General features: G+C 69.0%; 20 protein-coding genes and 2 pseudogenes. 10 read left to right on the top strand and 12 right to left on the bottom strand.

The window, feature by feature from the left end; translation table 11 throughout:
• Window positions 1-473: 473 nt before the first annotated feature.
• The 3 genes from ACFYXH_RS28100 to ACFYXH_RS28090 all read right to left on the bottom strand — a co-directional run bounded on the left by ACFYXH_RS28100 (window position 474) and on the right by ACFYXH_RS28090 (window position 2,808).
• The gene (locus tag ACFYXH_RS28100) at window positions 474-989 is read right to left on the bottom strand and encodes a DUF3592 domain-containing protein (RefSeq protein ID WP_389568420.1); all 516 of its coding nucleotides are present in this window, start codon (window positions 987-989) and stop codon (window positions 474-476) included.
• 140 nt (window positions 990-1,129) lie between these two features.
• A complete protein-coding gene (locus ACFYXH_RS28095) occupies window positions 1,130-1,879 on the bottom strand; it encodes an ABC transporter permease (RefSeq protein ID WP_389568417.1) in 750 nt (249 codons plus the stop codon).
• Window positions 1,876-2,808: an ABC transporter ATP-binding protein gene (locus tag ACFYXH_RS28090; RefSeq protein ID WP_389568415.1), complete on the bottom strand. Its 933-nt coding sequence runs from the start codon at window positions 2,806-2,808 to the stop codon at window positions 1,876-1,878. The genes ACFYXH_RS28095 and ACFYXH_RS28090 overlap by 4 nt, the downstream gene beginning before the upstream one ends.
• 128 nt (window positions 2,809-2,936) lie before the next feature.
• Here ACFYXH_RS28090 and ACFYXH_RS28085 point away from each other — a divergent pair, with 128 nt between their 5' ends.
• Together ACFYXH_RS28085 and ACFYXH_RS28080 are read left to right on the top strand one after the other, a co-directional pair.
• Window positions 2,937-4,115, top strand: a complete 1,179-nt coding sequence (locus tag ACFYXH_RS28085) for a sensor histidine kinase (RefSeq protein ID WP_389568545.1) — start codon at window positions 2,937-2,939, stop codon at window positions 4,113-4,115.
• Between the two features lie 4 nt (window positions 4,116-4,119).
• Window positions 4,120-4,770, top strand: a complete 651-nt coding sequence (locus ACFYXH_RS28080; RefSeq protein WP_389568412.1) for a response regulator — start codon at window positions 4,120-4,122, stop codon at window positions 4,768-4,770.
• A 109-nt stretch (window positions 4,771-4,879) separates the two neighbouring features.
• On the opposite strand, the gene ACFYXH_RS28075 is transcribed toward ACFYXH_RS28080, so the two are convergent.
• Entirely contained in the window at window positions 4,880-5,638 is a 759-nt protein-coding gene (locus tag ACFYXH_RS28075; RefSeq protein ID WP_389568410.1) for a GntR family transcriptional regulator, read from the bottom strand.
• Between the two features lie 153 nt (window positions 5,639-5,791).
• Between ACFYXH_RS28075 and ACFYXH_RS28070 the strand changes: the two are divergent.
• Window positions 5,792-6,094 (top strand): annotated as a pseudogene (locus tag ACFYXH_RS28070) (ATP-binding protein); the annotation flags it as partial.
• Between the two features lie 250 nt (window positions 6,095-6,344).
• Window positions 6,345-6,558, top strand: a pseudogene (locus ACFYXH_RS28065) (hypothetical protein); the annotation flags it as partial.
• A 257-nt stretch (window positions 6,559-6,815) separates the two neighbouring features.
• Here the strand turns inward: ACFYXH_RS28065 and ACFYXH_RS28060 are convergent.
• The 4 genes from ACFYXH_RS28060 to ACFYXH_RS28045 are packed head-to-tail and all read right to left on the bottom strand — an operon-like array spanning window position 6,816 to window position 12,396.
• Window positions 6,816-7,310, bottom strand: coding sequence for a hypothetical protein (locus tag ACFYXH_RS28060; protein WP_389568407.1), 495 nt, complete (start codon window positions 7,308-7,310; stop codon window positions 6,816-6,818).
• Between the two features lie 50 nt (window positions 7,311-7,360).
• A complete protein-coding gene (locus ACFYXH_RS28055) occupies window positions 7,361-7,906 on the bottom strand; it encodes an EndoU domain-containing protein (RefSeq protein WP_389568404.1) in 546 nt (181 codons plus the stop codon).
• 39 nt (window positions 7,907-7,945) lie between these two features.
• Entirely contained in the window at window positions 7,946-8,461 is a 516-nt protein-coding gene (locus ACFYXH_RS28050; RefSeq protein WP_389568402.1) for a hypothetical protein, read from the bottom strand.
• Window positions 8,458-12,396, bottom strand: a complete 3,939-nt coding sequence (locus ACFYXH_RS28045; RefSeq protein ID WP_389568400.1) for a polymorphic toxin-type HINT domain-containing protein — start codon at window positions 12,394-12,396, stop codon at window positions 8,458-8,460. Before ACFYXH_RS28045 ends, ACFYXH_RS28050 begins: the two co-directional genes overlap by 4 nt.
• Window positions 12,397-12,719: 323 nt before the next feature.
• Here ACFYXH_RS28045 and ACFYXH_RS28040 point away from each other — a divergent pair, with 323 nt between their 5' ends.
• Complete coding sequence (locus ACFYXH_RS28040) at window positions 12,720-13,223, top strand: hypothetical protein (protein WP_389568399.1); 504 nt, start codon at window positions 12,720-12,722, stop codon at window positions 13,221-13,223.
• A gap of 81 nt (window positions 13,224-13,304) precedes the next feature.
• On the top strand, window positions 13,305-15,446 hold the full coding sequence (locus tag ACFYXH_RS28035; protein ID WP_389568397.1) for a trypsin-like serine protease: 2,142 nt from the start codon (window positions 13,305-13,307) through the stop codon (window positions 15,444-15,446).
• 415 nt (window positions 15,447-15,861) lie between these two features.
• Here the strand turns inward: ACFYXH_RS28035 and ACFYXH_RS28030 are convergent, their stop codons facing one another.
• The 3 genes from ACFYXH_RS28030 to ACFYXH_RS28020 are packed head-to-tail and all read right to left on the bottom strand — an operon-like array spanning window position 15,862 to window position 20,017.
• A complete protein-coding gene (locus ACFYXH_RS28030) occupies window positions 15,862-17,544 on the bottom strand; it encodes a thiamine pyrophosphate-binding protein (protein ID WP_389568395.1) in 1,683 nt (560 codons plus the stop codon).
• The gene (gene speB / locus ACFYXH_RS28025) at window positions 17,541-18,509 is read right to left on the bottom strand and encodes an agmatinase (RefSeq protein ID WP_362686893.1); all 969 of its coding nucleotides are present in this window, start codon (window positions 18,507-18,509) and stop codon (window positions 17,541-17,543) included. Before speB ends, ACFYXH_RS28030 begins: the two co-directional genes overlap by 4 nt.
• A 41-nt stretch (window positions 18,510-18,550) precedes the next feature.
• On the bottom strand, window positions 18,551-20,017 hold the full coding sequence (locus ACFYXH_RS28020; protein WP_389568392.1) for a sodium:solute symporter: 1,467 nt from the start codon (window positions 20,015-20,017) through the stop codon (window positions 18,551-18,553).
• A gap of 126 nt (window positions 20,018-20,143) precedes the next feature.
• On the opposite strand from ACFYXH_RS28020, the gene ACFYXH_RS28015 reads away from it, so the two are divergent.
• From ACFYXH_RS28015 to ACFYXH_RS28000, 4 genes are all read left to right on the top strand, one after another.
• Window positions 20,144-21,766, top strand: coding sequence for a PucR family transcriptional regulator ligand-binding domain-containing protein (locus ACFYXH_RS28015; RefSeq protein ID WP_389568389.1), 1,623 nt, complete (start codon window positions 20,144-20,146; stop codon window positions 21,764-21,766).
• A 223-nt stretch (window positions 21,767-21,989) separates the two neighbouring features.
• Window positions 21,990-23,147, top strand: coding sequence for an acyl-CoA dehydrogenase family protein (locus tag ACFYXH_RS28010; protein WP_327323718.1), 1,158 nt, complete (start codon window positions 21,990-21,992; stop codon window positions 23,145-23,147).
• 19 nt (window positions 23,148-23,166) lie between these two features.
• A complete protein-coding gene (gene tesB, locus ACFYXH_RS28005; protein ID WP_389568386.1) occupies window positions 23,167-24,039 on the top strand; it encodes an acyl-CoA thioesterase II in 873 nt (290 codons plus the stop codon).
• 20 nt (window positions 24,040-24,059) lie between these two features.
• Entirely contained in the window at window positions 24,060-25,082 is a 1,023-nt protein-coding gene (locus ACFYXH_RS28000; protein ID WP_389568384.1) for a cation diffusion facilitator family transporter, read from the top strand.
• Here the strand turns inward: ACFYXH_RS28000 and ACFYXH_RS27995 are convergent.
• Window positions 25,052-25,831: a phosphatase gene (locus ACFYXH_RS27995; protein WP_389568381.1), complete on the bottom strand. Its 780-nt coding sequence runs from the start codon at window positions 25,829-25,831 to the stop codon at window positions 25,052-25,054. The genes ACFYXH_RS28000 and ACFYXH_RS27995 overlap by 31 nt on opposite strands.
• Window positions 25,832-25,862 lie beyond the last annotated feature (31 nt).

Below are 25,862 nucleotides of genomic sequence, written 5' to 3'. Positions count from 1 at the left end.
AGCAGTGGAGCGGTGTTCCGGAAACCGGAAAGAAGCCCCGGCTGCGCGGAGAGAGCTCCACGGGCGGGGCGGAAGGGGGGAGAGGGTTCGTCGAGCCGGTCAGCCGTGGCCGTGCAAAGCGCGGCAGCGGGCCCCGGGGCCGGTGGTGCACAGCGCGCGAGGTGCCTGTCGCAGGCCCTCCGTCACCGCATATGTGCAACCCATGGGTGGAGTGTACGTCCCACAGAGCGTCCCGGACCCCGCCCCGCTTCGTGGCCCTTGGTCGCGGGTGTGACTGAGCGGGATTCGCCGGTGAATGGAAGGCTGACGGCAACTTCGGCACCCGGACTGCGCGACCCGCCCGGTGCCCGCCAACCAGCGGGTCGCGGCCGCTCTTCCCTGATCGCTACGTCGCACACCCGCGTGCTGAGCACGGCCACAGCCATTTCGGTGCCCGGCGAGCGGCCTGGCCCAAACACGCCGCGGGGCAGAACCTAGGGTTCGGCAGTCCAGCTCTGCTCCGGACTGATCCCGCCGTCATCGACCGACGAGTCGATGAACACGGCCAGACCGAAGCCCATCGCGGCGAAGAAGAGCCCCACGCATGTGAAGACCACGAGCACCCCGCCGGTCAGATACGACATGGCCCCAAGCACGGGCGGCGCCGCGGCCGGCACCGCCCGCTCGGGGCGCTGCGGCAGATACCGCACGGGCACGATGTCCCCCACCACATAGAGCTGCTCCGAGGCGACCTGGGCCCGCACATCCCGTCCGTCGGACGTCCGGAACCCGAGGATCTGGCGCCGCTCGCTGTGCCCATGCCCGTCCGAGGAACGGTGCACCATGAACGTCTCCAGACAGCGAGCCTCCGCAACCAGCCCCTCCCGCAGAGTCCGCTTGTACTCCGAGCCCCTCCGTGCCAACCAGATGAGCATCCCGATCCCGAAGGCCGCAAACAGCAGCCCGAACACCCCGAATACAAACCCGAACATTCCGCCCAAAGCAGACATTTCGCATCCCCCTGATGTTCCGGCCCCAGACCTCTGCACGCCGGGTCGACGACGCCCGTGAAGATACCCAGCAGGGAGCGGCGGTTCCCATTCCCAGGCGCTCAGTCACGGCGGGCCTCGATGCCGCGGGCCGATGTCCTTCAGGCGTCCCGGCGGTGGAGCGACTGCCGGCCGGCCCACAGGGCCGCTGCGACCCAGAGCCCGAGGACGCCGAGCCCGCTCCACGGCCCGAGCGTGCCGGTGGAATCCTGCAGCAGCACCTGCTGGCCCGCCCGGTCGGGCAGGAACTCGACGATGCCGCCGTCCTCCGAGATGTCCCCGAGCACGAACGACAACATGAGCAGGAACGGGATGAGGATGCCCATGACCGCGGGCCCGCTGCGCAGCACTGCCGCGAGTCCGGCCGAGAACAGGGTGATCAGCGCCAGATAGATCCCGCAGCCGACAACGACACGCAGGGCACCCGGGGCCCCGAGGCCCACGCCCCGGTCACCGAGGAACCCCTGGCCGGCCAGGAAGCAGGTCAGGCTCGTGGCCAGTCCCACCAGGAGCGCCAGACCGCCGATGACGGCAAGTTTGGCCGCGTAGAAGACGCCTCTGCGCGGGACGGCCGCCAGCGAGATGCGGACGGCACCGTTCTTGTACTCCCCCGAGACGGCGAGCGCTCCGAAGCAGATGGCCGCGACCTGGCCGAAGTTGAGGCCGAAGAACGAGGAGCGGAGCGGGTCGAAGTCGGGCTTGCCGGTCTCCTCGGTGCCGAGCGTCGCGCACATCAGCAGAGAGAAGGCGACGGTGGCGAGGAAGACGGACCCGAGCGTTGCGCCGAGGGAGCGTACGGAGCGGATCTTGAGCCACTCGGAGTGGACTACGGGCGTGATGGACACGGTCATACCTCCTGGGCCACGGCCGGACGGGGTGCGGCGAACTCGGTCTCGTCCGCGGTGAGCGCGAGGTAGGCCTCTTCCAAAGTGGCCTCCTCATTGGCGAGTTCAAGGATCGGGATGCCTTCGTGAGCGGCGAGCGGGCCGATGTCCTCCACCCGGGCGCCTGCCACGGTCCAGCGGCCGTCCTCACCCTCGACGGGCGTGAATCCCTTGCCCCTCAGGGCCGTGCGCAGCCGCTCGCTCTCGCTGGTGCGCAGCCGCACCCGCGGTGTGGTCCGCGCGTCGATGAAGTCCTGCATACCGGTGTCGGCGAGCAGCCGGCCCCTGCCGAGGACGACGAGATGGTCGGCGAAGGAGGCGGTTTCGTTCATCAGATGGCTGGAGACGAGGACGGCCCTGCCCTCGCGGGCCAGTTGCCGCATCAGCTCGCGAATCCAGATGATGCCCTCGGGGTCGAGTCCGTTGGAGGGCTCGTCCAGCATCAGCACCGCGGGGTCACCGAGCAGGGCCGCGGCGATCCCGAGGCGCTGGCGCATGCCGAGCGAGAACGTCTTGATCCTTCGGCCCGCGACGCTCGCGATCCCGGCCTGCTCCAGAACTGCGTCCACGCGGGCGGCCGGGATCCGGTTGGTGGTGGCGAGGATGCGCAGATGGTCACGGGCGGTACGGGAACCGAGGGCCGCCTGTGCGTCGAGCAGAGCGCCGACATGGCGCAGCGGCTCGTCGATCGCTGCGTACGCCCGTCCGCCGATGGTCGCGGTGCCGGAGGTGGGCCGGTCCAGGGCGAGGACGAGACGCATGGTGGTGGACTTGCCGGCGCCGTTGGGGCCGAGGAAACCGGTGACCCGGCCGGGCCGCACGCTGAATGTCAGCCGGTCCACGGCACGGGTCGTCCCGTACTCCTTGGTCAGGTCTGTGACGTCGATGCTGGTCATGGCTCCAGCGTGGCCGCCCGGCGGTGACCGGGTCCTCCCCCGCCGGTGGAGATCGGCTCCCCCGTGCGGGGGAGCCGCGGGGAGCGGGGCGCTGGCACGATGACGGAATGCACCGCTTCCCGCGACCGCTGACCCGATTCCTGCGTCCGCTGACCCGATCGGTGACCTACACCCGCTGGCTGCATCTGTTCATCGGCGTGATCGTCTGGGGCATGTGGCTGTTCGTCGACACCGGGCGGCTGTACGTGCCGGTCGTGCTGCTGGGGCTGATGGGACTCATTCCGGCGATGCGGCTGGCCGAGGGGCTGCAGGCACGGCTGCTGCTTTCCCCGCACGGGTACGCGGAGTCGGCTTCGGGCATCGCCGCCGAGTCGTCCGCCACCTGGGCCGACCGGTGGCGCACAGCTCTGTGGATGGAGATCCGGCTGGCGCTGGGCCTGCTCACCGGATTCCTCACCGCGACCCTGCTCGGGCTGTCCGTGGATCTGGCCATGTCCGCGGCCGGCGGCGGCACGGTCGAGGGCGAGCTGGTCGACGTGCCGGGACATCACTGGTGGTACGCGCTGCTCGTGCCGCTGCCGATCGTCGCTCTGCTGACGGTCGTTGTGGGACTCGGGGAGCTGATCACGGCCATTGCCCGACGGCTGCTCGGCCCGTCGGCTGCGGAGCGGCTCGCCGCCCTGGAGGAGCGCACCGAGCAGTTGTTGGAGCGGAACCGGATCGCCCGGGAGCTGCACGACTCGATCGGGCACGCACTGACGGTGGCGGTGGTGCAGGCGGGTGCGGCGAGGGCTGCGGGCAGTGCGGAGTTCACCGACCGGGCGCTGAACGCCATCGAGGAGACCGGCCGGGCAGCGCTGGAGGACCTGGAGCGCGTACTGCTCGTGCTGCGGGAGTCCGGACAGCCCGTGAGCCGGCGTCCGACGCTCACCGACGCGGACCGGTTGCTGGAGTCGGCGCGCTCCTCCGGCGCCACGGTCGACGCCGCGGTGACGGGCCCGGTGGAGCATGTGCCGGGTCCTGTTTCCCGGGAGGGCTACCGCATCGTGCAGGAGGCGCTGACCAATGTGCTGCGGCACGCGGGTCCGGTGACGACGCGCGTACGGATCGCCGTCACCGACGGCCGGCTTGAGCTGGAGGTGACCAACCCCCTTTCGGGACCGGCCACTTCGACCGGCCGCGACAGTGGCAGCGGGCTGCGCGGCATCCGGGAGCGGGCGGCGCTGCTCGGCGGGAAGGCCGACACCGGCCCGTACGACGGCGAATGGAGGGTGCACGTGGGGCTTCCGCTGGACGGCCTACGCTGACCGGGTGCCGATCACTGTGCTGCTTGTCGACGACGAACCTCTCGTACGGGCGGGGCTGCGAGCCGTACTCGAGGCCCAGCCGGACATCGAGGTGGTCGGCGAGGCGGCGGACGGCGCCGCGGTGATCCCCCTGGTGCGGCAACTGCGGCCCGATGTGGTGGCGATGGACGTCCGTATGCCGCTCCTTGACGGCATCGAGGCCACCCGCGCCGTACTGCGTACCGTCGACGACCCGCCCAAGATCCTGGTCATCACGACCTTCGAGAACGACGAGTATGTATACGAGGCGCTGCGCGCGGGCGCCGACGGCTTTCTGCTCAAGCGGGCGCGCCCCGCGGAGATCGTGCACGCGGTGCGACTGGTCGCGGAGGGCGAGTCACTCCTCTTTCCCGCGGCGGTGCGCTCGCTGGCAGCGGAGTACGGCAGCCGGGCCGCCCGCGCTGCGATGGAGCGCGCGGCGCTGACCGAACGGGAGGCGGCGGTACTGCGGCTGATGGCGCGGGGACTGTCGAATGCGGAGATCGCCGCGCAGCTGGTCGTCGGCACGGAGACGGTCAAGTCGCATGTGAGCGCGGTGCTGTCGAAGCTGGGGGCCCGGGACCGCACGCAGGCGGTGATCGCGGCGTACGAGTCGGGGTTCGTGGCTCCGGCTTGACGGCGTCGTGAGGATCAGCCGCAGTCGACGTCGGTGGCGCCGACGGGCGCGAAGTCACGTGGGCGTGATCTGCACACGCACGGAGGTTGGACCAGCGAGGCGGAGTACCTCACGCCTCGAAGTCGTACTCCAGGATGTAGGCGGACGCATCCATGACCATGTCGTTCACCTCGACCGCGCGCCCTCCCTCCGCAAAGGCCGTGCGGCAGATGAGGACGACCGGGGTGCCCGATGCCAGACCGAGCCGCTCGGCTTCCTCCGCACTGGGCATGCGTGAGCGGACTTCCTCGCGGAACCGCACCGGCTTGCGGCCGATCTCGTCGAGCCGGGCAAAGATGCCGCCGGGGCCCGTGTCCGGCTGCGTGATCGCCGTTCCCGCCACAAGTTCGGCGTCGAGATAGGAGGTGGCCAGCAGCACCGGCCTCCCGTCGAGTACGAACCTTCGGCGGCGCACACATGCCGATGCCCCGGCACCAATATCGAGGACGCGCGCGATCCCCTCGGGCGCTTCCTCCTCCGTCACCGAAATCAGATCGACCACGAGGTCCCGGCCCTCGGTGTCGGCCGCCCAGACGGACTGGCCCTCACCCCAAAGCCGGGGAGAGAGTCGCTGCACGCCATGGCGACGGATCGGCCTGAACTCCCGTACAAAGACGCCCGCACCTTTGCGTGCTTCGACCAGTCCTTCCGACTGGAGAACACCGAGAGCCTGCCTGGCGGTCATACGTGCGACCTCGTAGGTGGCCATCAGGTCGTTCTCTCCGGGCAGCCGATCCCCAGGACCGTACTCGCCCGCCTCGATCGCAGCCTTCAGCTCGGCAGCGATGCGCTGGTACTTGGGCTGTCGGCCGGCGCCCTGGCTACCCATGGACAGTCCTCCCTGATCATCTCTAGACATCCTAGGCACCTCCCCTCACCTACCAGCCGCCGCCCCATGAACACACACAGCCAATCGCGAACATCTCTAGAGAACTCTTGACTGGGATCATCTCGTCACGCTTCACTCGAGACATCTCTAGAGATGCCTGCTTCTCCACTTCGCGACCACACGGAGGTTCCCGTGCCGAATCGCCATGGGACTGGGGTGCCCATCGCCACCGACTCCCTCGAAGCCTGGTGGCAATTCCCAAGCAGCCCTCGAAGCGCAGGGCGTGCACGAGCACTGCTGCGGGAACAGCTCGCTGCTTGGAATGTCGAGGGCGAGGCCGTCCAGATCGCCGAGCTCTTACTCTCGGAGCTGGCAACCAACGCCATCCGGCACGCTCGCACCCCGGCAGGCCGCGAGATCGGGGTACGGCTCGCGCGCTACGACGGGATGCTCCGAGTGGAGGTCGCGGATGCCAACAACCGTCGCCCCGAACCTCGTTCAGCCCCCTCGACGATGAAGGCGGCCGGGGCCTCACCCTCGTCGCCGCTCTCGCGGAACGCTGGGGTTGCTCCCCCCGTCGCCACGGCATCGGCAAGTCGGTCTGGGCAGAACTCAAGCTCGGGTAATCCTGGCCAAGTTGTACCCCAGGGCTCGACGCGGACCGCCGGCCGACCAAGGGACCCGATGCTCACTAGCGTCGCTCCTCATGATCGCAGTGGCTGTCATTATCGGGCTGGCACTTCGGCTATGTCGCCACCTATCTCAACGGCTTGAGTCTTGTCGCAGCGCCAAGAGCGTCTCGCCCGCTTGAATCGCCAGCTCAGCGACTTCCACGGACCTCTCTTCGCCCTCACGGAAGTCAACAGCCGCGCCTTCGCCGCGTTATGCAGCGCATCGCTCGCGCTGACGGCAGATCACCCGCGCAAGGCCATGCCGTTGCGGCATATCTCCCGGCTAACGGTGGACGGACACGGACGGCGACGAACCACTACCGCTCACCGCCCTCGTCCGCTGACGTTGCCGTCAACTACTGCCGTCAGACACCACATAGGCCCCGCCAGGCACAGCTTGGCGGGGCCTATATTTGCTACTGAAGACTCCTTCTCACCAACCGGTTGACGAATGCCCATGCGGCCGACAAGGCGCCAACGTTATGGAAATCGATACTTGAGATCGCTTAGAAAGAACCGAAGAACCGGTCCCACCAACTAGGCTCCCCAGAACCGTGAAAACGCAGGCGAGTGGCTCCGTCATAGCGGTTCGTAAGAAGTTCTTCCGGAATCGCGACGTACCCCGATCCGGCAAGAGCTTGCTCTACCTTCTCAAGGTCACTCGCGTCGAGTTCGCCTTCAGCGCGCGCTTCATCCGTACCCAAGAAGGCGTCAGGGTTATCGGCCGCCACCATGGCCAACGGCTTGAACTTGCTCACTAGGACAACGATCCTCGTCCCGCAAACTGTGGCTTCCCCCGGCACTTCGATTCGCCCGTACTGAGCGGAGTCCTGGATGTCTCGATCGATTTCACAACGCGTCGAGAAGTGAGAACCAATCTGTGCAGCCAGGCGGCTGAATGAAGCTGCGGCCTCAGTTCCACTGTAGTCAGCCGGAAATTCCGGCCATTCGGGATCATCCAGCCGACGCAACATTTCCATCAGATTCGCATCTCTCTCCATGATCCTCCAATCATCGAAGATGCTACACCCGCATCGATCGAGCCATTTCTTCACTGAGGGAATGCCGTGAGAACCTTTCCAGTGAGAGGTTCGTAACGCACCAGGATTCTCACCCCTCCCACGGTTCCGATCACATTCTGGACCGCAGGTACTCCCTTCCTGGTCTTCAGAGTTCTCTCGGCATGCTTAGCGGATCCCTTGTACCAGGTCCTTTGACTATTTGGACTTGTCACCACGTCAGCAACAGAATTCAGAATCTGGTCATCAGACCACCCCTTCGGGAAAGCGTCCTTGCCTGGTGCCCCCGGGTACCTGTGATTATCAAGGATGTGGTTCGACCTCTCGTCACCGATCAGCTCACGACCAATGTCACAGTTGCTGTTGTGAACGAGTACGGGTGTGGCCCCCGCGAGCACGTAGTAGGTGTGGAGGTCGTTGACGGTGAGGTTGTAGGCGGGGGCGAGTCCGGTCCGGTGGTGGACGCTGCTGATCTGTGAGTTCTCCGCGCTCGCCCGACGCCGTGTACCAGGATCCGGGCGGGGTCGGCTGAGCGTGCGCCTCGTTCGCTCGCGCCATGCAGTGAAGCGGCTCGCCAAGGAAGTACCTTGGCGAGCCGCTTCGGCCGCACCGTTATGTCACTTGCCGCTCGTGGTGGCCGACTGCAGCACCGTGCAGTCGGAGTTCCACGACGGCAGCTCATGCCGAACCTGATCGAGATCGCGCCCCGGGTAGCTCGGTGGCCCTTCAGGGATCCCGTGGACATCCAGAAGGTAGAAGTCCGCACTACCTCCACTGATGGAAACCTCGCCGTCAGGGAAGAACTCCAGCTCCAGTCGGAATCCGCCGGTGTCGGCCCCGGAAGGACGACTGGACGTCACCGAGAATGCCATCAGCTTCTTCTCCTGCGGCGCTCCGCTCCAGTGGAACTGCTGCAGTCCGCGAACCACGAGGAGTGCGGAGTTTCCCGTTGGATAGAACAACGCACTGCGCATCTCGAACAGCAGTGCCGCACGATTCGCGGTCGGGCACACTCTGCAATCCAGGAGTTGGGCTTCGTCCAGGGCGTCTGATTCCTTCAGCGGGTCCCAGTTGATGGGCTCCGCAGCCCGCCGGTAATCCTGGGACGTGAAGAGGTCTTCTACAAGGGTCATGGGATCGGAATGTGCCAGTAGGGGTCGGACTTGGCCATGTTTGCTGCCCCCGTGATCGGATGGATGATCTGACCTGCTTCGTTGAGATAGCTTATATAGCCGTTGGGGTATGGATGCGGTCCGCTGGTCACCGGATCCATGACGCGCACGTATTTGACGTTCTTGTGGAATCCGGCAGCCGTAGCTTCGGCCGCCTTGATGTCATAGATCCAACCCTTCAGGTTGTTGGCCGTCGCAATGGCCTTGCGGCCCTTGGGGAGCCAGAGCTTTTCGCCCTGGGGCCCGGCGATGTCGGCGATCAGACACCGGCTGTTGTGGACCAGCACCGGGGTGTTGCCCGCCAGCACGTAGTACGTGTGGAGGTCGTTGATGGTGAGGTTGTAGGCGGGGGCGAGTCCGGTCCGACGGTGGACGCTGCTGATCTGTGCTGTACGGCCGTCGGGGGTGCGGAGGCTGTCCTGCGACGTGAGGTCGGCCGCGTTCTTCCACTTCTTGTCGTTTTCGGTCCAGAAGGGGTGGCGGTCCGTCGTGGTGAGGGAGCCGCCGCCGTAGCTCTGGTCGAGGGTGATGTCGGTGAAGTCGCGGTCGTCGGGGGTGTAGATCGTTGCGTCGACGCGGCGCGGGCCGGTGTCCCCGGTTTCGGGATTGGTGGCCAGGATCTGGTCGCCGGTCTTGATCTGCTCGATCGGGCGGGTGGTGCGGTCGCCCATCAGAACGCGGGTGCCGGCCGGGAAGCTGTGGGCGACCTGCTTGACGAGGCACTCGGCCGCTTCTTTGCCCGCCCGTGTTCCCTTGGCGATGCCTTCGACAGCGTCGGCGGCTTTCTTGACGAGCTTGAGCTTGCCGATGGGGAGTACGCCGACGACGGCCATGGTGCAGCCGCCCCAGGTGGGTTCCTTGATGCACCTTTCGATGTCAGCGCCGCCGGAAACCTCCCACAGGCCCTTGCCCATAACTGAAACGACATCGCTGAACTCGATATCAGACAGAGGTCCGTCGCAGGTGGCAGGGTAGTAGTTGACCGCCCCCTCTCTGTAGGTGCAGCGCGGCTTCTTCTGCCGTTCCGCCTCAGCCTGCTGCTTCTGCGCTTCCTCGGCCTGACGCTTGAGTTCGGCGATCTCTGCCTCGCGCTTGCGCTTGACATCGGTCCAGGCCTGGCTCGCGGCCGTTTCGGCCTCGGCTTTGCTCTTGCCGGCCTCGATCGCGGAGGCACGTGCCCGTGTGGCGGCGTCGTCCGCTTCCCTGGCGGACTGTCGGGCGTAGGTGGCGGAGAACTCGGCCTGTGTGGCGGAGGTTTCGGCGGCGTCGGCGTCGCGGTCAGCGGCGGCTGCGGCGTTGCGTGCGGTGGCCGCGGACTGGCTTGCCTGGTTGGCGCTGGCGCTGGCGGCGTCGGCGGATTTCCTGGCCTCGGCCTTGTAGCCTTCGGCGGCCTTGGCGGACTTCTTGGCCTCGGCGGCGGCGTTGGCTGCTTCGCCGGAGGCCTGGTTGGCCTTGGCGGCGGCTTCGGCCGCGCGCCATCGGTTGGCCTGGGCGTTGGCGGTGATGATCTGGCCTTCGGCGAGGAGCCGTTCGACCTGGGCACGGTGGTGGGCGGTGAGGCCGTCCTTGCGGGCGGCCATGTACTGGCCGACGGTGACGAACTCGTGCAGCTTGTCCGGGGGCCCGGCCAGGGCCGCCTTGGCGGCGGCCTTGACCTCGTCGCCTCCGTCGTTGACGAGCTTGGAGGCGATGACTTCTTCGTCGGTCACGCGGGCGCCGTACTGGCCGACTTCGAGGAAGGTGGCCAGGGCCTTGCCGGTGCCGACCTTAAGGGCCGCCTTGGAGGCGTCCTTGACGCTGATCCCGCCGAAGTTGTTGACCTTGGAGACGGCGACTGCGAGGTCGGTCTCACCGACGACGTACTGGCCGCTGGTGTAGAAGTCGGCGACCTGCTCCGGGGTGCCCTTGAGTGCCTCGGTGGCGCCCTGGCGGATCGAGGGATGGGGGCTGCTCACGCTGAGCTGGAGGACCTTGTCACGACTCTCCTCCAGGGCCGCCTTCTTCCAGCCGCTGCGCAGGAACTCCAGCACGTCGGCGTCCGAACCGCCGAGCGCGGTGCTGGCGGCCTGCTGCTGCCAGGGGCCACGGAGCTTGAGGGCGTCCAGGGCGAGCTTGCGGCCCTTGGCCGCGGTGGCCGCGACGTCCACGTCCGCCTTGGCCGCCTCGGCGGCCAGGCTCTCGGCGGTGGCGTCGAGGGCGCGGGCGTCGCGGGCGACGGTCGCGGAGGCGGAGATCAGACGGTCGCTCTGGTCCTTCTCGGTACGGGCCTGCTCCAGGGCGGCCTCGCTGCGCGAGGCGAGATCCTCGGTCTCCACATCGAGGGCGACCTGGTGGACCTTCTTGGCCGTATCGAGGGCGGCGGTCGCGGTGTCGGCTGCGGCCTTCGCGGCGCCGGCCCACTTACGGGCGTCGGCGGCGGCATTCGCACTCTGACCGGCGTACTTCGCCGCGAGGTCGGCGGCGTCGGCGGCCTTCTCGGCATGTTCAGCAGCAGAGTTCGCAGCGTCACGGGCGTCGGACGCCTGCTGCGCCGAGCGGCGCGCCAGGGCGGTGGCGTTGTCCGCGGCACGGTTGGCGGCGCCTGCGTGACGGCGGGCCTCGGCCGCGGCGTTGCGGGCCTCGGCGGAGTGGACACCGGCTGCCTCGGCATGCCGGTTGGCCTCCTCGGCCGACTCGGCGGCGGCGTTCGCGTTCTCGCCGGCGCTGCGGGAGGCGGCCGCGGCGTCACCGGCGGCAGCTGAGGCCTTGCGGGCCTGCTCCGCGGCGGCGCCAGAGGCACGGGTCAAGACAGCCGCGTTGCGGGCGACGACCGCGGCCTGCTTGGCAGCCCCGGCCTTGCTCGCATCCCCGGCCGCGGCGATCGCCGCGTTGTAGGCGTCATTGGCCGCGTTCGCCGCCGCGGCGGCGGCGTTCGCGGTCTGCGCCGCGGCGAGCGCGGCGGTGCGGGCGGCCCGGTTGGCGGCGTTGGCCGCGCCGATGGCCTGCTGGGCGGCGGCGGCCGCGGCCCGCGCGGACGCGGCGGCCTGCTGGGCCTTGTAGGCGGCGCGGTTGGCGTCCTTGCGGGCATCCGCGGTCTCCCGGGCGGCCGTCGCGGCGGCTTCCTTGGCCAGGTTCGAGGCGGCGACCGCGCGGGCGGAGGCATCCTCGGCCTTCTTCGTGGCGGCCTCGGCCTGGACACCGGCCTGCTTGGCCTGCTCGGTCAACTGCGCAATCGTGGCATGTTCCTGGTCGCGGTCGCGGGCGACAAACTGCCCGACCTCCAGGAACTCGGTGATGTCGTCCGCGGTGCCCCTCAGCGCAACCTTCCCGGCGGCCTTCATGTTCGGACCACCGAAGTTGATCAGCTTGGAGACCTCGACCTCGTTGTCGGTCTCCTGCGCCTCGTACTGGCCGCTCTCCAGAAACTTCGCAACAGCCTCCGGGCCGGCCTTCAGCGCAGCCTTGCCCGCGTCCTTGACCCCATTGCCGCCGAAGTTGATGACGCGGGAGGCCTCGACCTCCCGGTCCTCCTCCAGCGGCTTCTGCCACCCGCTGCGCAGGTAGTCACTCAGCTCATCCGGGGTGCCCTTCAGCGCCTTCTTCGTCGCCTCGCGCACGGCCACGCCACCGGTGTTGAAGATCCGGCTGGCGTCAACGTAGTCGTCGTCGTGCTCGATCGTGGGCGCCTCGTCGAGGAACTTCCGGATGTCCTCGTCGTTGCCGACAAGCGCCTGTTCAGCTGCTTCCTTGATTCCCGCCCCGCCGTCCTCCCAGGCGGATACGACCACGACCCGGTCAGAGACGAGGAAGCCTTCGGGATCCTCCTGAGCGGAGGCGGGCGTGGCTCCCAGCAGCCCCGCCGCCAGCGCCACGGGCAGCACAACACTGCTGATCCCCCGGCGTGTTCTTCCCGCCACGCGGGATGACGTTCCGGAATTCGATCTTCCGGAAAGGAATGTTCGCCGTTTCATCCGGCAGGCTCCCCCTCGTTCGCATTTCAACTTCACGTGTGCACAGGTCAACCCCCACCCCGGGCGCACCTGTTGGTGCGACAGTCGCCGGCCAAGAGGATCAGCGACGGGCGCGGTCACCGCCAGCCGTGAGAACCCAAGCCCCCTGGCACTCCACAACGCCCCCCAGGGGGTGGGATATGCACACGCAACACCCTACATGTGTTCTACTTTCGAGTAACTTGTGTTCGCATCTTCACACTTGCTCCATCGAGCCTCAGGGGGAAACCGTGGCCATATCTCGTGCCCGCACAGCACTCTTCACCGGTCTGATCGGCGCGATCACTGCTGTCGCCGGGATCACAACGTTCGGCGTCGCAAATGCCTCCCCGCAGGCCGCAGAACCGGCCTCCGCCTCCGAGATGCCCTCCGCGGTGGAGGACTTCTCCTACCCCGGCGCCGCTCAGATCCAGAAGGACCAGCAGATCGTCCTCAAGCGGGGCGACGGCCACATCACCCTCGTGCCCTGCGAGGGCACCACCGACATCACGGTCAAGTCCCGCACCGGCCAGAAGACCTACTGCTTCGACGTCAGCGCCAAGCAGGGATACCTCACCCTCGAGCTGCCCGACGCCTTCGGCATCTGGACCGAGGCCTACCCGGTGAAGGCGACCATCACCGCCGATGGCAAGGAGACCGTGGTCAACGCCGCGGCCAACGACTACAAGCCCATCGGAGAGACCGGGAACACCGGGCAGCGCTCCGTCCTCGTCGAGCTCCGCGTCACCGGCTGACCCGACGGCAGACAATCCCCCGGCCCGGCGGCAGGCCCCAGTCTGCGGCCGTCGGAACCTCGTTGTGTAAGGAAACAATCCGTGTCTGCAACACGCCCCCGCGCTGCCGCTGTTGCGAGCGCCCTGACAGCCGTGGCCGCCGCCGCCATGCTCGGCCCCTCTCCCGCTCACGCAGCTACTGGTCCAGCCACCGCCAACGGCTACACGTTCACCGCCAAGTTGGAGATTGGTGACGGTGACACCAAGCGCGCCTGCACCGGAGCACTCGTCGAACCCCAGTGGATACTTACCGCCGCCTCGTGCTTCACCAGCGGCAACGCTGAGCTGGCGCCCGGAAAGCCACAGTGGAAGACGGTCGCTACCATCGGCCGCGCTGATCTGTCCGCCACGGATGGGCATGTCAGCGAGATCGTCGACCTGGTGCCCCGTGAGGGCCGCGATCTGGTCATGGCTCGCCTGGCCCAGCCTGCCAAGGGCATCGCCCCGGTGACCACGGCCGCGTCTCCCGTCGCCGCAGGGGACACCCTCACCGTCGCCGGTTACGGCCGTACGAAAACCGAGTGGGTGCCCAACACGCTGCACACCGCCGCGTTCACCGTCAACGCAGCCAAAGAAGCCGGCCTGGACATTGCCGGGAAGACAGCGACCGACGCGATCTGCAAGGGCGACACCGGAGCCCCCCTGCTGCGCGACAACAACGGCAAGCCGGAACTTGTCGCCGTCGCCGGCCGGTCCTGGCAGGGCGGATGCTTCGGCGAGACCGAGACCCGTACCGACGCCGTCGCCGCAAGGGCCGACAACATCAAGCTCGGGACCCGCCTGACGCCCGGCCAAGACCTGCTGCCCGGCGACACCCTGGCCTCGGCATCAGCCCGGCTGACCATGCGCAGCGACGGCAACCTCGTCATCACTTCCACCGCAGGCAAGACCCTGTGGTCCACCGGCACCGCTGAGGCCGGGTCCTTCGCTCGGCTGCAAAGCAGCGGGAACCTGGTCGTGCGCAACGCCGCCGACACCACCACCCTTTGGGAGTCCAAGACCACTGCCCCAGGCGGGCAGGCCATCCTGCAGGACCGCGGCAACCTGGTCATCCACAACACGAAGAACGAAACGCAGTGGTCCAGCGGCACCGCCATCCGCCACGACTACAACGGCGACGGCCGCAGCGACATCGGCGCCTGGTACGACTTCGCCGCAGGCAGCGACGCCACCTACACCTTCTTCGGCACCGCCGACAGCACCACCAACAGCACCAGCGACGGCGCGCTGAGCGCACCGCTCAAGTCCTTCACCGCGGCCGCCGGTGCCTGGGAAGCCAAGTCCATGAAGTTCATCACCGGTGACTTCAACGGTGACGGCCGCGGTGACATGGCCGCCGCCCACGGCTACAGCGACACCAGCGTCAAGATCTGGGTGGCGCTCGGCAAGCCCGACGGCGGCTTCGACACCCCCTATGCCGCTTGGAGCGCCCCGGCCGGCAGCTTCCACATCAGCTACATGACGCCGCAGGCCGGTGACTTCAACGGCGACGGCCGCGACGACATGGCTGTCTGGTACGCCTACCCCGACGGCACCACCAAGCTGTGGACCTTCACCGCGACCGACAAGGGCACCTTCAACGCCCCCTTCGCCTCCTGGTCCGCGCCGAAGGGCACCTGGTTGCGCGAGCGCACCAAGTTCATCACCGGTGACTTCGACGCGGACGGCCGTGACGAGATCGGTGTCTTCTACGGCCAGGGCGCCAACGCGGTGAAGACCTATGTCTTCACCACCGAGCCCAACGGCGGCTTCTCCACCCCTGCGGTGTGGTGGGAAAGCGACTCCCTCGACTGGAACCGCGCCCAACCGCACTCCGGCGACTTCAACGGCGACAGCCACGACGACGCACTGCTCTGGTACGACTACGCCGACGGCAGCGACAAGACCTCCACCATCCTGTTCGAGAAGATCGACGGCAAGGACCGGTTCGGCTCCGCCAAGGTCACCCTCAACAGCGCGCCCGGAAACCTCGACGTCAAGCGCCTGCAGATCGTCACCGGCGACTACAACGGCGACGGCCGCGACGACCTCGCCATGATGAACCACCAGGCCGACGGCGGCGTGAAGATGTGGACCTGGACGGCGAAGCCCGACGCCATGTTCAACGGCGGCCACGTCGGCTGGACCGCCACCGCCAACAGCTGGGCCTACACCTCCACCACCCTCTTCAACAGCTACAGCTGAGGCACACAGCACGCCCCTGCTTGTGCCCCGGCAGCCACAAAGCTGCCGGGGCACCGCCATAGCCCGCCGGCCTGACAACCCAGCAGGCATGCCGTCCCGCCGGCAGTGGCCGGTTGCCGACACCACAACTTGGGTCGATCCATGCCATGACCAGCCTCCCCGCCAAGAGCCAGTGCTCGTCATGGTGGTCGTAGCTGCGCGGAGAGGTAGAACACAGCTTTGCCGAACTCAATTCGCCCCCGAGCCCATCCCCTTGAGGTCCGGTCCGCCTGTCCCTGGGCGCCCGGGATGAGAACAACGGCGGATCCGCCCTGCTCGATCAGCTCCGGCGGCAGCCGAATGACCTGCGCCCCGCCGCTCCACGGGGGGGGAGAAGCAGCAGGGCGCAGGAGTCAGGAGAGTTCGGGCAGGGAGCTCAGAGGTGCGTCGGGGCGAACATGCGGAGGACTGCCGGGAGTACGACCACCGACGGGCCGGGCTCCGCGAAGGACTTGGCCAGGTCCTCGCTCAGCGACTCCGGAGTCGTACGGACCGCCGGGACCCCGAAGGACTCCGCCAGTGCCACGAAGTCCGGGCGGGACAGCTCCGTCGCCGTCGCCTCGCCGAACGCGTCCTCCATGTACTCGCGCAGGATGCCGTAGCCGCCGTCGTCCACGATCAGCCAGGTGACCGGAAGGTCGTACTGGCGAGCCGTCGCCAGCTCCGCGATCGAGTACATCGCGCCGCCGTCGCCGGAGACCGCGAGGACCGGACGAGTACGGTCCGCCGCCGCCGCGCCCAGCGCCGCCGGGAAGCCGTAGCCGAGGCCGCCCGCGCCCTGGGCCGAGTGCATGGTGTTCGGGTGGCGGGCGTCGAAGGCCGACCAGGCCCAGTAGGCCAGGATCGTCATGTCCCAGAAGCTCGGGGACGTGTCCGGCAGGGCCTCGCGGACGGAAGCCAGCACCTGCTGTTCCAAGGTGAGGTCCTGGGCCGCTATGCGGGCCCGGACCTGGGTCAGGACCGTGCTTACGGACTCGGCCGCGGCCGGATCCTCGCGCTCCTCCACCGTCTCCAGCAGCGCCGACAGCGCGAGGCGCGCGTCCGCGTGGATGCCGAGGCCCGCGTGGTTGGACTCCAGCTTGCCGGCGTCCGCCTCGATCTGGATGACCCGGCCGCGCGGTGCGAACGTGTGGTAGTTCGAGGACAGTTCACCGAGGCCGGAGCCGACCACGAGCACGACGTCCGCGGATTCGAGGAAGTCCGTGGTGTGGCGGTCCTCCAGCCAGGACTGGAGCGAGAGCGGGTGCTCCCAGGGGAAGGCGCCCTTGCCGCCGAAGGTGGTGACGACCGGCGCGTCGATCTTCTCCGCGAGGGCGAGCAGCTTGCCGCAGGCGTCGGAGCGGACGACTCCGCCGCCCGCGATGATCGCCGGACGGGATGCGGTGGACAGCAAGTGCGCCGCCACAGCAGTCAGTTCGGGGCGCGGCACGACCTCCTGCGGCGTGGCGTCCATGGCCGTGACGACCGGCAGGGTCGTCTCGGCCAGCAGCACGTCCTGCGGGATCTCGACCCAGACCGGGCCGTGCGGGGCGGTCAGCGCCGACTGCCAGGCCGCGGCGATCGCGGACGGTATCTGCGAGGCCGTACGGACGGTGTGCACGGACTTCACGATGTCCCGGAACGACGCCTGCTGGTCGCGCAGTTCATGCAGATAGCCGTGGCGGCCGCCGCCGAGACCGGGCGTCGGGACCTGGCTGCCGATGGCGAGCACCGGCGCCGAGGCCGCGGCCGCCTCCTGGAGCGCGGCCAGGGACATCAGCGCGCCGGGGCCGGTCGAGAGCAGCAGCGGGGCCACCTCGCCGGTGATCCGGCCGTACGCGTCGGCGGCGAAGCCCGCGTTGTTCTCGACGCGCAGCCCGACGTACTCCAGCTGCGAGCGGCGCAGCGCGTCGAACATGCCGAGCGCATGCTGGCCCGGCAGGCCGAAGATCGTGGTCGCGCCCAGGCCCTGCAGGGATTCGACAACGAGGTCGCCGCCGTTGCGGCCGGGCGGCGGGTTCAGCGCGGCCGCGGTCTGAGCCTCGGTGGGGCGCAGTACCAGGTCGTGATCGTGCGTCACTTGGCGCGTCCTTCGGCGATCTGGCGGGACATGATCGTGGTCAGCTCGTACGCCGTGTGGGAAGCGGCGACGGAGGTGATCTCGGCGTGATCGTACGCGGGCGCGACCTCGACGACGTCGGCCGAGACAAGGTTGCAGGAGGCCAGACCGCGCAGAATCTCCAGCAGTTCGCGGGAGGTCATGCCGCCGGCTTCGGGCGTGCCGGTGCCGGGCGCGTGCGCCGGGTCGAGGCAGTCGATGTCGATGGAGATGTACAGCGGCCGGTCGCCGATGCGCTGGCGCAGCTGGTCGGCGACCTCGTCGGCGCCCCGCCGGTAGACATCGGCCGACGTCACGATGCCGAAGCCCATCTTGGCGTCGTCGTCCAGGTCCTGCTTGCCGTACAGCGGACCGCGCGTGCCGACGTGCGAGAGCGCCTCGGTGTCGAGGATGCCCTCCTCGACGGCCCGGCGGAACGGCGTGCCGTGCGTGTACTCGGCGCCGAAGTACGTGTCCCAGGTGTCCAGGTGCGCGTCGAAGTGCAGCAGCGCGACCGGGCCGTGCTTCTTGGCCACCGAGCGCAGCAGCGGCAGCGCGATGGTGTGGTCGCCGCCGAGCGTCATCATCCGCGCGCCGGTGCCCAGCAGGTCGTCGGCCGCGGCCTCGATCGTCTCGACGGCCTCGTTGATGTTGAACGGGTTCGCGGCGATGTCACCCGCGTCCGCGACCTGCGCGAGTGCGAAGGGCGAGGCGTCCTGCGCCGGGTTGTACGGGCGCAGGAGCCTCGACGCCTCGCGGATGGCGTTGCCGCCGAAGCGTGCTCCGGGACGGTAGGAGACCCCGGAGTCGAAGGGAACGCCGACCACGGCGACATCGGCGCGGCCGACCTCGTCGAGCCGGGGCAGCCGGGCGAACGTCGCGGGTCCGGCGTACCGCGGAATACGGGACGAGTCGATCGGGCCGCGCGGCTGTTCGTTGCTGCTCATGAGATTTCCTACTTTCCTACGCTTCGTTGCGATTTACGACTTTAGCTGGCTACGGTCACGGGCTCGGCCGGGGCCTCTTCCTCGGCGCCGCGGCCCGCCAGGCGCTCGCGCCAGTTCGCCAGGGTTACCGCGTCCGTCGGCCTGGTCGCCAGGGAGACGATCACGTACGCCGCCAGCGACAGCAGCAGGCCGTAGTAGACGGGCTGGTTGGCGAGGATTCCGTACGTGGCCATCAGGCCGATGACCGAGAGACCGCCGACGGTGACCGAGGCCAGCGCGCCGTACACGGTGCCGCGCTTCCACAGCAGGCCGCCCAGGATCGGCACCAGCAGACCGCCGACGAGCAGGTTGTACGCGACCGTCAGCGCCTCGATGACGTTGTTGAGGGCGATGGCGATACAGATGACCGCAATGCCCATGATCAGGATGAAGGCGCGGTTGCCCTTCACCTCGTCGTGGTCGTCGCCGTTCCGGGACGTCAGGCCCCGCACTCGCGACCAGATGTCGTTGTTGGCGACGGTGGCGCAGGCGATGAGCGCTCCGGAGGACGTCGACATGACGGCGGCGAGGGCCGCGGCCAGTACCAGTCCGCGTACGCCCATGGGCAGTTCGTCCTTGACGATGGTCGCGAAGGCGTCGTCGGCGTTGGGCAGTTTCGGGTAGAGGACCTTGGCGGCGGTTCCGATGACGGCGCCGGCCAGGGCGTAGACGAGGCAGTACGTACCGGCGACCGTGCCGCCGTACCGCGCGACCTTGTCACTGCGCGCCGTGAACACCCGCTGCCAGATGTCCTGGCCGATCAGCATGCCGAAGGTGTAGATCAGGACGTAGGTGAAGATCGTCTCGCCGCCGATGCCCAGCGGGTCGAAGTACTCGGTGGGAAGCTTCGCCTTCATCTCGCTGAAGCCGCCGGCCTTGACGACCGCGATGGGCAGCAGGAGCAGGAGCACACCGACCGTCTTCACGACGAACTGCACCATGTCCGTGAGGGTGATCGACCACATGCCGCCGAGCGTCGAGTATGCGACGACGATCGCGCCGCCGAGGATGATCGAGGCGGTGCGATTGAGGTCGAAGAGGACGTCGAAGATGGTGGCGTACGCGATCGTGGAGGTGACCGCGAGCATCAGCGTGTACGCCCACATCACGATGCCGGAGATGAGACCGGCCTTGCCGCCGTAGCGCAGGTCGAGCATCTCGGAGACGGTGTAGACCTTCAGTCGGGCGATGCGCGCGGAGAAGAACACCGAGAGGGCGAGGAGGCCGAGGCCGATGGTGAAGACCATCCAGGCGCCGGAGAGGCCGAACTTGTAGCCGAGGCCGACGCCGCCGATGGTGGAGGCGCCGCCGAGGACGATGGCCGCCATGGTGCCGGAGTACATCGAGGGGCCGAGCCGGCGGCCCGCGACCAGGAACTCGCTCTTGGACTTGGCGCGGCGCATGCCCCACCAGCCCATGCCGAGCATGCCGGCCAGATAGACAACGATTACTGCGTAGTCGACAGCCATCGGCTTTCCTTCCGTCTCGTCCCCCGGGGTCCTCAGGTCTTGTGCGAGACGACGCTAGGTGGCTGGAAAGCAACGCTGAAGTGTACGTTTTATCCATTCTCAACACCGCTGATGGATGGACCGTCCATGCCGGAAACTGCAGCAGCCCCACCAACCCCAGGTATCCCTCTCGCCGCGCTGCTCGCCCGCGAGGATCTCGGCCTGCGCCAGATCGCCGGGCCGATGGAGGCGGGCACGGTGCTGCACTGGGTGCACACCTCGGAGATGGAGGACCCCTATCCGTATCTGCTCGGCGGCGAGCTGCTGATGAGCGCCGGGGTGCTGCTGAAGGACCCCGACAGGTATGTGTCGCGCATTGTGCAGGCGGGCGCGGCAGCACTCGGCTTCGGCGTCGCGCCGGTGTACGACACGGTGCCGGACGCGCTGATCGAGGCGTGCGACCGGCACGGACTGCCGCTGCTGGAGGTCCCACCGAAGACGCCGTTCACGGCGGTGGCCCGCGCGGTGTGGCGGCTGATGGCCGAGGCCCGCCACCGGGAGCTGCGCCGGGTGACCCAGGCCCAGCAGGGACTCGCCACGGCGGCGGCCCGCCCGGACCCGGTCCCGGCGGTCCTCCACCAGCTGGCGGCCCGCCTGGGCGGCCAGGCGGTGCTGCTCGACGCCTCGGGCACGGAGCTGTCGGCCGCGGGGGGCACTCCGGGCCCGGAGGCGTGGGCGGCGCTGAAGCGGCTGGCGCAGGTGGTGAGCCCGCAGGGAGCGAACCCGCAGGCGGTGAATCCGCAGGTGAACCCGTCGTCGGCGGGCACGGAGGAAGTCCCCCACCCCGCCCCTGCCCGAACCGAGGGGGCGCCCCCCGACCCCACCGCGCCCACCGCGCCCACCGCGCCCGCTTCGCGGCGAGGCCCGGCAGACGGCGGGCCGCCCGCCGGGGAAACCAGCCGGCCCGCGCCCGCGTCCGCCAGTGACGCCGTCGGCGGGACCCATCTCGCCGCCTACGCCCTCGGCGGCAGCCAAGGGCTCGTCCTCGGCCTCGCCACTCCCCACCGTGAGCCCGGTGACCACACCGTCGCCGGTGTCGCCGTCGTGCTGCTCTCGCTGCTGACCGCGCCCCACCAGGGCGCCGACAGCACCGGGCGCAGTACCGCTCTCGTACGGCTGCTGCTCGGCGCGCGGCCCGCTGAGACCGCCCCGTTGCTGGGGGCCGACCGGTGGATCGTCGTGCACGCGCGCGGTGAGCGCGGCACGCCCTTCGCCGCGTCCGCGCTCGGCGCCGGGCTCGGCAGCGCGCTCGTCGACCCGGCCGAGGACGGCACCGTACGGATCCTGCTCCCGGCCGACCGCGAGGTGACCCCGCAGCCCGGCTGGGTCCTCGGCGTGAGCGCCCCCGTCCGCCCCGAGGAGCTCGGCGCCGCCGACACCCAGGCGGCCAGGGCCGTCCACCGCGCCGCTGCCACCCGCACCGATGTGGTCACGCACCGCGGCACCTCCCTGGCCGCACTGCTCTCGCCCGACGAGGCGGCCGCCCACGCCCGGATGCGTCTCGCCCCGCTCGTCGACTCCCCCGCCCTGGTCGAGACCCTGCGCAGCTGGCTCTCCCTGCACGGCAGTTGGGACCGTACGGCCGCGGCGTTGGAGGTCCACCGCAACACCGTCCGCCAGCGCATCGCCCGCTGCGCGACGCTGCTGGACGAGGACCTCGACGACGCCGACGTACGGATGGAGCTCTGGTTCGCCCTGCGCTCCCTGTGAGCCGGAACCGAGCCGGAACCGAGCCGGAACCGAGCCGGAACCGAGCCGGAACCGAGCCGAGACTGTGACGCGTACGACCGATCCCCACCCTGGACAGCCCCGGTGACCGACCGGTAACTTCAGTCTGAGCAAGCGCTTAGTCCATCATTTGATCAATCACGATGGCGGTGAACCACCTCCGCGAGAGCGGCGGCGGTCAGCCGCAAAGGGAAGGGGGCGTCCCGTGCGCCGTACCGTTTTCAACGAGGACCACGAGGCGTTCCGCGAGACCATCCGCGCCTTCATCGAGGCCGAGGTCGTGCCCGTCTACGACGAGTGGTTCGCCGCCGGCCAGGCGCCCCGCGACTTCTACTACAAGCTCGGTGAGCTGGGCGTCTTCGGCATCCGGGTCGACGAGGAGTTCGGCGGCGCCGGCATCGAGTCGCACAAGTACGAGGCCGTGATGTACGAGGAGACGGCCCGCGCGGGCGTCAACTTCGGCGGCTCCGGCGTGCATGTGCTGCTCGCCCTGCCGTACATCCAGATGCTGGCCACCGACGAGCAGAAGAAGCGCTACCTGGAGAAGTTCGTCACCGGCGAGGAGATGTGGGCGCTGGCGATGACCGAGCCGGGCACCGGTTCCGACGTCGCGGGCATGAAGACCACCGCCAAGCTCTCGGAGGACGGCACGCACTACGTCCTCAACGGCGCCAAGACCTTCATCACCGGTGGTGTGCACGCCGACCGCGTGATCGTGTGTGCCCGCACCTCCGCCCCGCGCGAGGACGACCGCCGCTTCGGCATCTCCCTGTTCGCGGTGGACACCAAGTCGGCGGGCTACTCCGTCGGCCGCAAGCTGGACAAGCTCGGCCTGAAGACCTCCGACACCGCCGAGCTTGCCTTCGTCGACGTCAAGGTCCCGGCCGAGGACCTGCTCGGCGAGGAGAACAAGGGCTTCTACTACCTCGGCGCGAACCTTCCCTCCGAGCGCTGGGGGATCGCGTTCGGCGCGTACGCGCAGGCCAAGGCCGCCGTCCGGTTCGCCCAGCAGTACGTGCAGGACCGCACGGTCTTCGGCAAGCCGGTCGCGCACTTCCAGAACACCAAGTTCGAGCTGGCCGCCTGCCAGGCCGAGGTGGACGCCGCCGAGGCCGTGGCCGACCGCGCGCTGGAGGCTCTGGACACGGGCGAACTCACGCCCGCCGAAGCCGCGTCCGCGAAGCTGTTCTGCACCGAGGTCGCCCACCGCGTCATCGACAAGTGCCTCCAGCTGCACGGCGGCTACGGCTACATGAACGAGTACCCGATCGCTCGTCTCTACGCCGACAACCGCGTCAACCGCATCTATGGCGGCACCAGCGAGGTCATGAAGTCGATCATCGCCAAGTCCATGGGCCTGTAAGGACAGTTACCTTCCTCCCATGAGCCCAGCACTTGACGACCTGCTCGATCTGCTCGACCTGGAGCAGATCGAGCAGGACATCTTCCGGGGCCGGTCCCGCTCCGCCCTCGTACCGCGCGTCTTCGGCGGACAGGTCGCGGCCCAGGCGCTCGTCGCCGCGGGCCGCACCGTCCCCGAGGACCGCACGGCGCACTCCCTGCACGCGTACTTCCTGCGCATGGGCGACCCGGGCGCGCCGATCGTCTACACGGTCGACCGCATCCGCGACGGCCGCTCCTTCACCACGCGCCGGGTCGTCGCCGTCCAGCACGGGCAGCCGATCTTCCACCTCTCCGCGTCCTTCCAGACGTACGAGGAGGGACTTGAGCACCAGGCGGCGATGCCGTCCGCGCCCGCACCGGAGACCCTGCCGACGGCGGCCGAGATCCTGCCGCGGTACGCGGGCGACTTCGTCGACCCCGGCACCGTGGAGCGGCTGCTCGAGGCACGGGCCGCGGTCGATCTGCGCTATGTCGACGCTCCGCCGTACGGCAGCGTGGGCGAACCGCGCGAGCCGCGCTCGCAGGTGTGGTTCCGGGCGAACGGCAAGCTGGCGGACGACCCGCTGCTGCATGTCTGCCTCGCCACCTATGTCTCCGACATGACGCTGCTCGACTCGGTGCTCCTGGCGCACGGTCGCGGCGGCTGGGCGGTCGGCGACGTGGTCGGCGCCTCGCTGGACCACGCGATGTGGTTCCACCGGCCCTTCAGGGCCGACGAGTGGCTGCTGTACGACCAGGAGTCACCGTCGGCGTCCGGCGGCCGGGGTCTCGGCCAGGCGCGGATCTACACCCAGGACGGGCGGCTTGCCATCTCCGTCATCCAGGAAGGCGTCGTTCGCGTACCCCACTGATCGGACATACGGTCCGGTACATGAGCGAACAGCCTGCGAGCACCGGCGAACAGTCTGCGAGCACGAGCGATGAGCCTGCGGGCACGAGCGATGAGCCTGCGGGCACAGGGGAGAGCACCTTCACGGTGATCTTCACGGCGGTGGCGAATCTCGGCATCGCCGTGGCCAAGGCCGTCGCCGGCACGATCAGCGGCTCCAGCGCCATGCTCTCCGAGGCCGCGCACTCGGTGGCCGACACGGTCACCGAGCTGCTGCTGCTCACCGCCCTCAAGCGGAGTGCGAAGCCGGCCGACGAGGACCATCCGCGCGGCTACGGCCCCGAGCGCTACGTCTGGGCGCTGCTCGCCTCCGTCGCGACGTTCGTCGGCGGTGCGGTGTTCTCCGTCTACGACGGCATCCACACGCTCACCCACAGCGCCGAACCGGGCGATCCACTCGTCTCGTACATCGTGCTCGGCGTCGCCTTCCTGCTGGCGGGCCATTCGCTGCGTACGGGCATCCGGCAGTTCCGCGCCGAGGCCGCACGGCCGGCGGCGCCGGTCGGCCGCTCTCTGCGGCTGACCCCCGACACCACGGTCAAGACGGTCGTCCTGGAGGACACCGCGGCGCTCGCCGGTCTGCTGCTCGCGGCCGGCGGACTGCTCGGCGGGCAGCTGACGGGCTCCGGCGTCTGGGACGGTGTCGCGTCGGTCCTGATCGGCGTGCTGCTGGTCTACGTGGCCTGGGTGCTGGGACGCGGCAACGCCCAGCTGCTGATCGGCCGCCCGCTCCCCGAGCCGATGCGCGAAGCCGTACGGGAGGAGATCCTCACCGTCCCGCACATCGTGGACGTACTGGAGCTGACCACGCTCGTCCAGGGCCCGGCCGAGATCCTGATCGCCGCGAAGGTCGACTTCCGGGACGCCTCGAGCGCCCGGCAGATCGAGTGGGCGTGCGAGGAGGCGGAGGAGCAGCTGCGGGAGCGCTTCCCCGCGATCCGGCGCGTGTATCTGGATCCGACACCGGGCCTCGGTCAGGAGAGGCCGGCCGCGTCCAGCAGGTAGGCGGTCATCGGGTCGTAGAAACGCGGATCGGTGACATGGTCGTCGAGCGGGACGGTCACCTGGAGGGTGCCTTCCGCCTCGCCGATGAACAGTGCCGGGTCGTTGCAGTCCGCGTATCCGACGGAGTCGAGACCGCGCTGCCCCGCGCACCCGGCCCAGCCGTGGTCGGCGACCACCAGATCGGGCAGCTCGCGGCCCTCGCGCTCGAGCCCGTCGAGGATCGCGGCCATGGGCGCCGGTGAGTGCGTGTGCCACAGGGTCGCGCCGCGCTCCAGCATCGCGACGTCCGCGAACTGGAAGACCATGCCCTCGTCGGCCGTCAGCCCGCCCGGAATCCGTACGATCTCGCAGCCGGCGGCCCGCAGCGCGTCGGCGGTCTGTCGGTGCACATCCAGCAGCCCACCCGGGTGACCGGTCGCGAAGAGCACCCGCTGCCGGCCGGCGACGGCCTTGCGCAGCCGGGCCGCCATCCGCTCCAGGGCGTCGACGGTGAGCTCCGGGTCGATGGTGTCCTGGCCCTGCCGGTGCCCGGGATCGTCGCTGACGCCGCACCGCTCGGCCATCACGGCCAGCACGTCCTGCTCGTCGGTCCAGCGGTCGCCGAGCTCAAGGCCGAGCCAGTAGTGCCGGTCGCCGTTGGCGAGCTTGCGGTAGTGGGAGAGGTTGTTGTCGCGGGGGGTGGCAACGTCTCCGGCGATACGTGAGCGGACGAGGTGGTCGACAAGGGCGGCGCGGCTGGGTATCGGCATGAGCACCATTGTGCCGTCAGGTACGTGCAGC

Origin of the sequence: Streptomyces sp. NPDC002730, assembly GCF_042888805.1 — a bacterium.
GTDB lineage: Bacteria > Actinomycetota > Actinomycetes > Streptomycetales > Streptomycetaceae > Streptomyces.
This window is presented reverse-complemented; position numbering and strand designations above follow the sequence as displayed.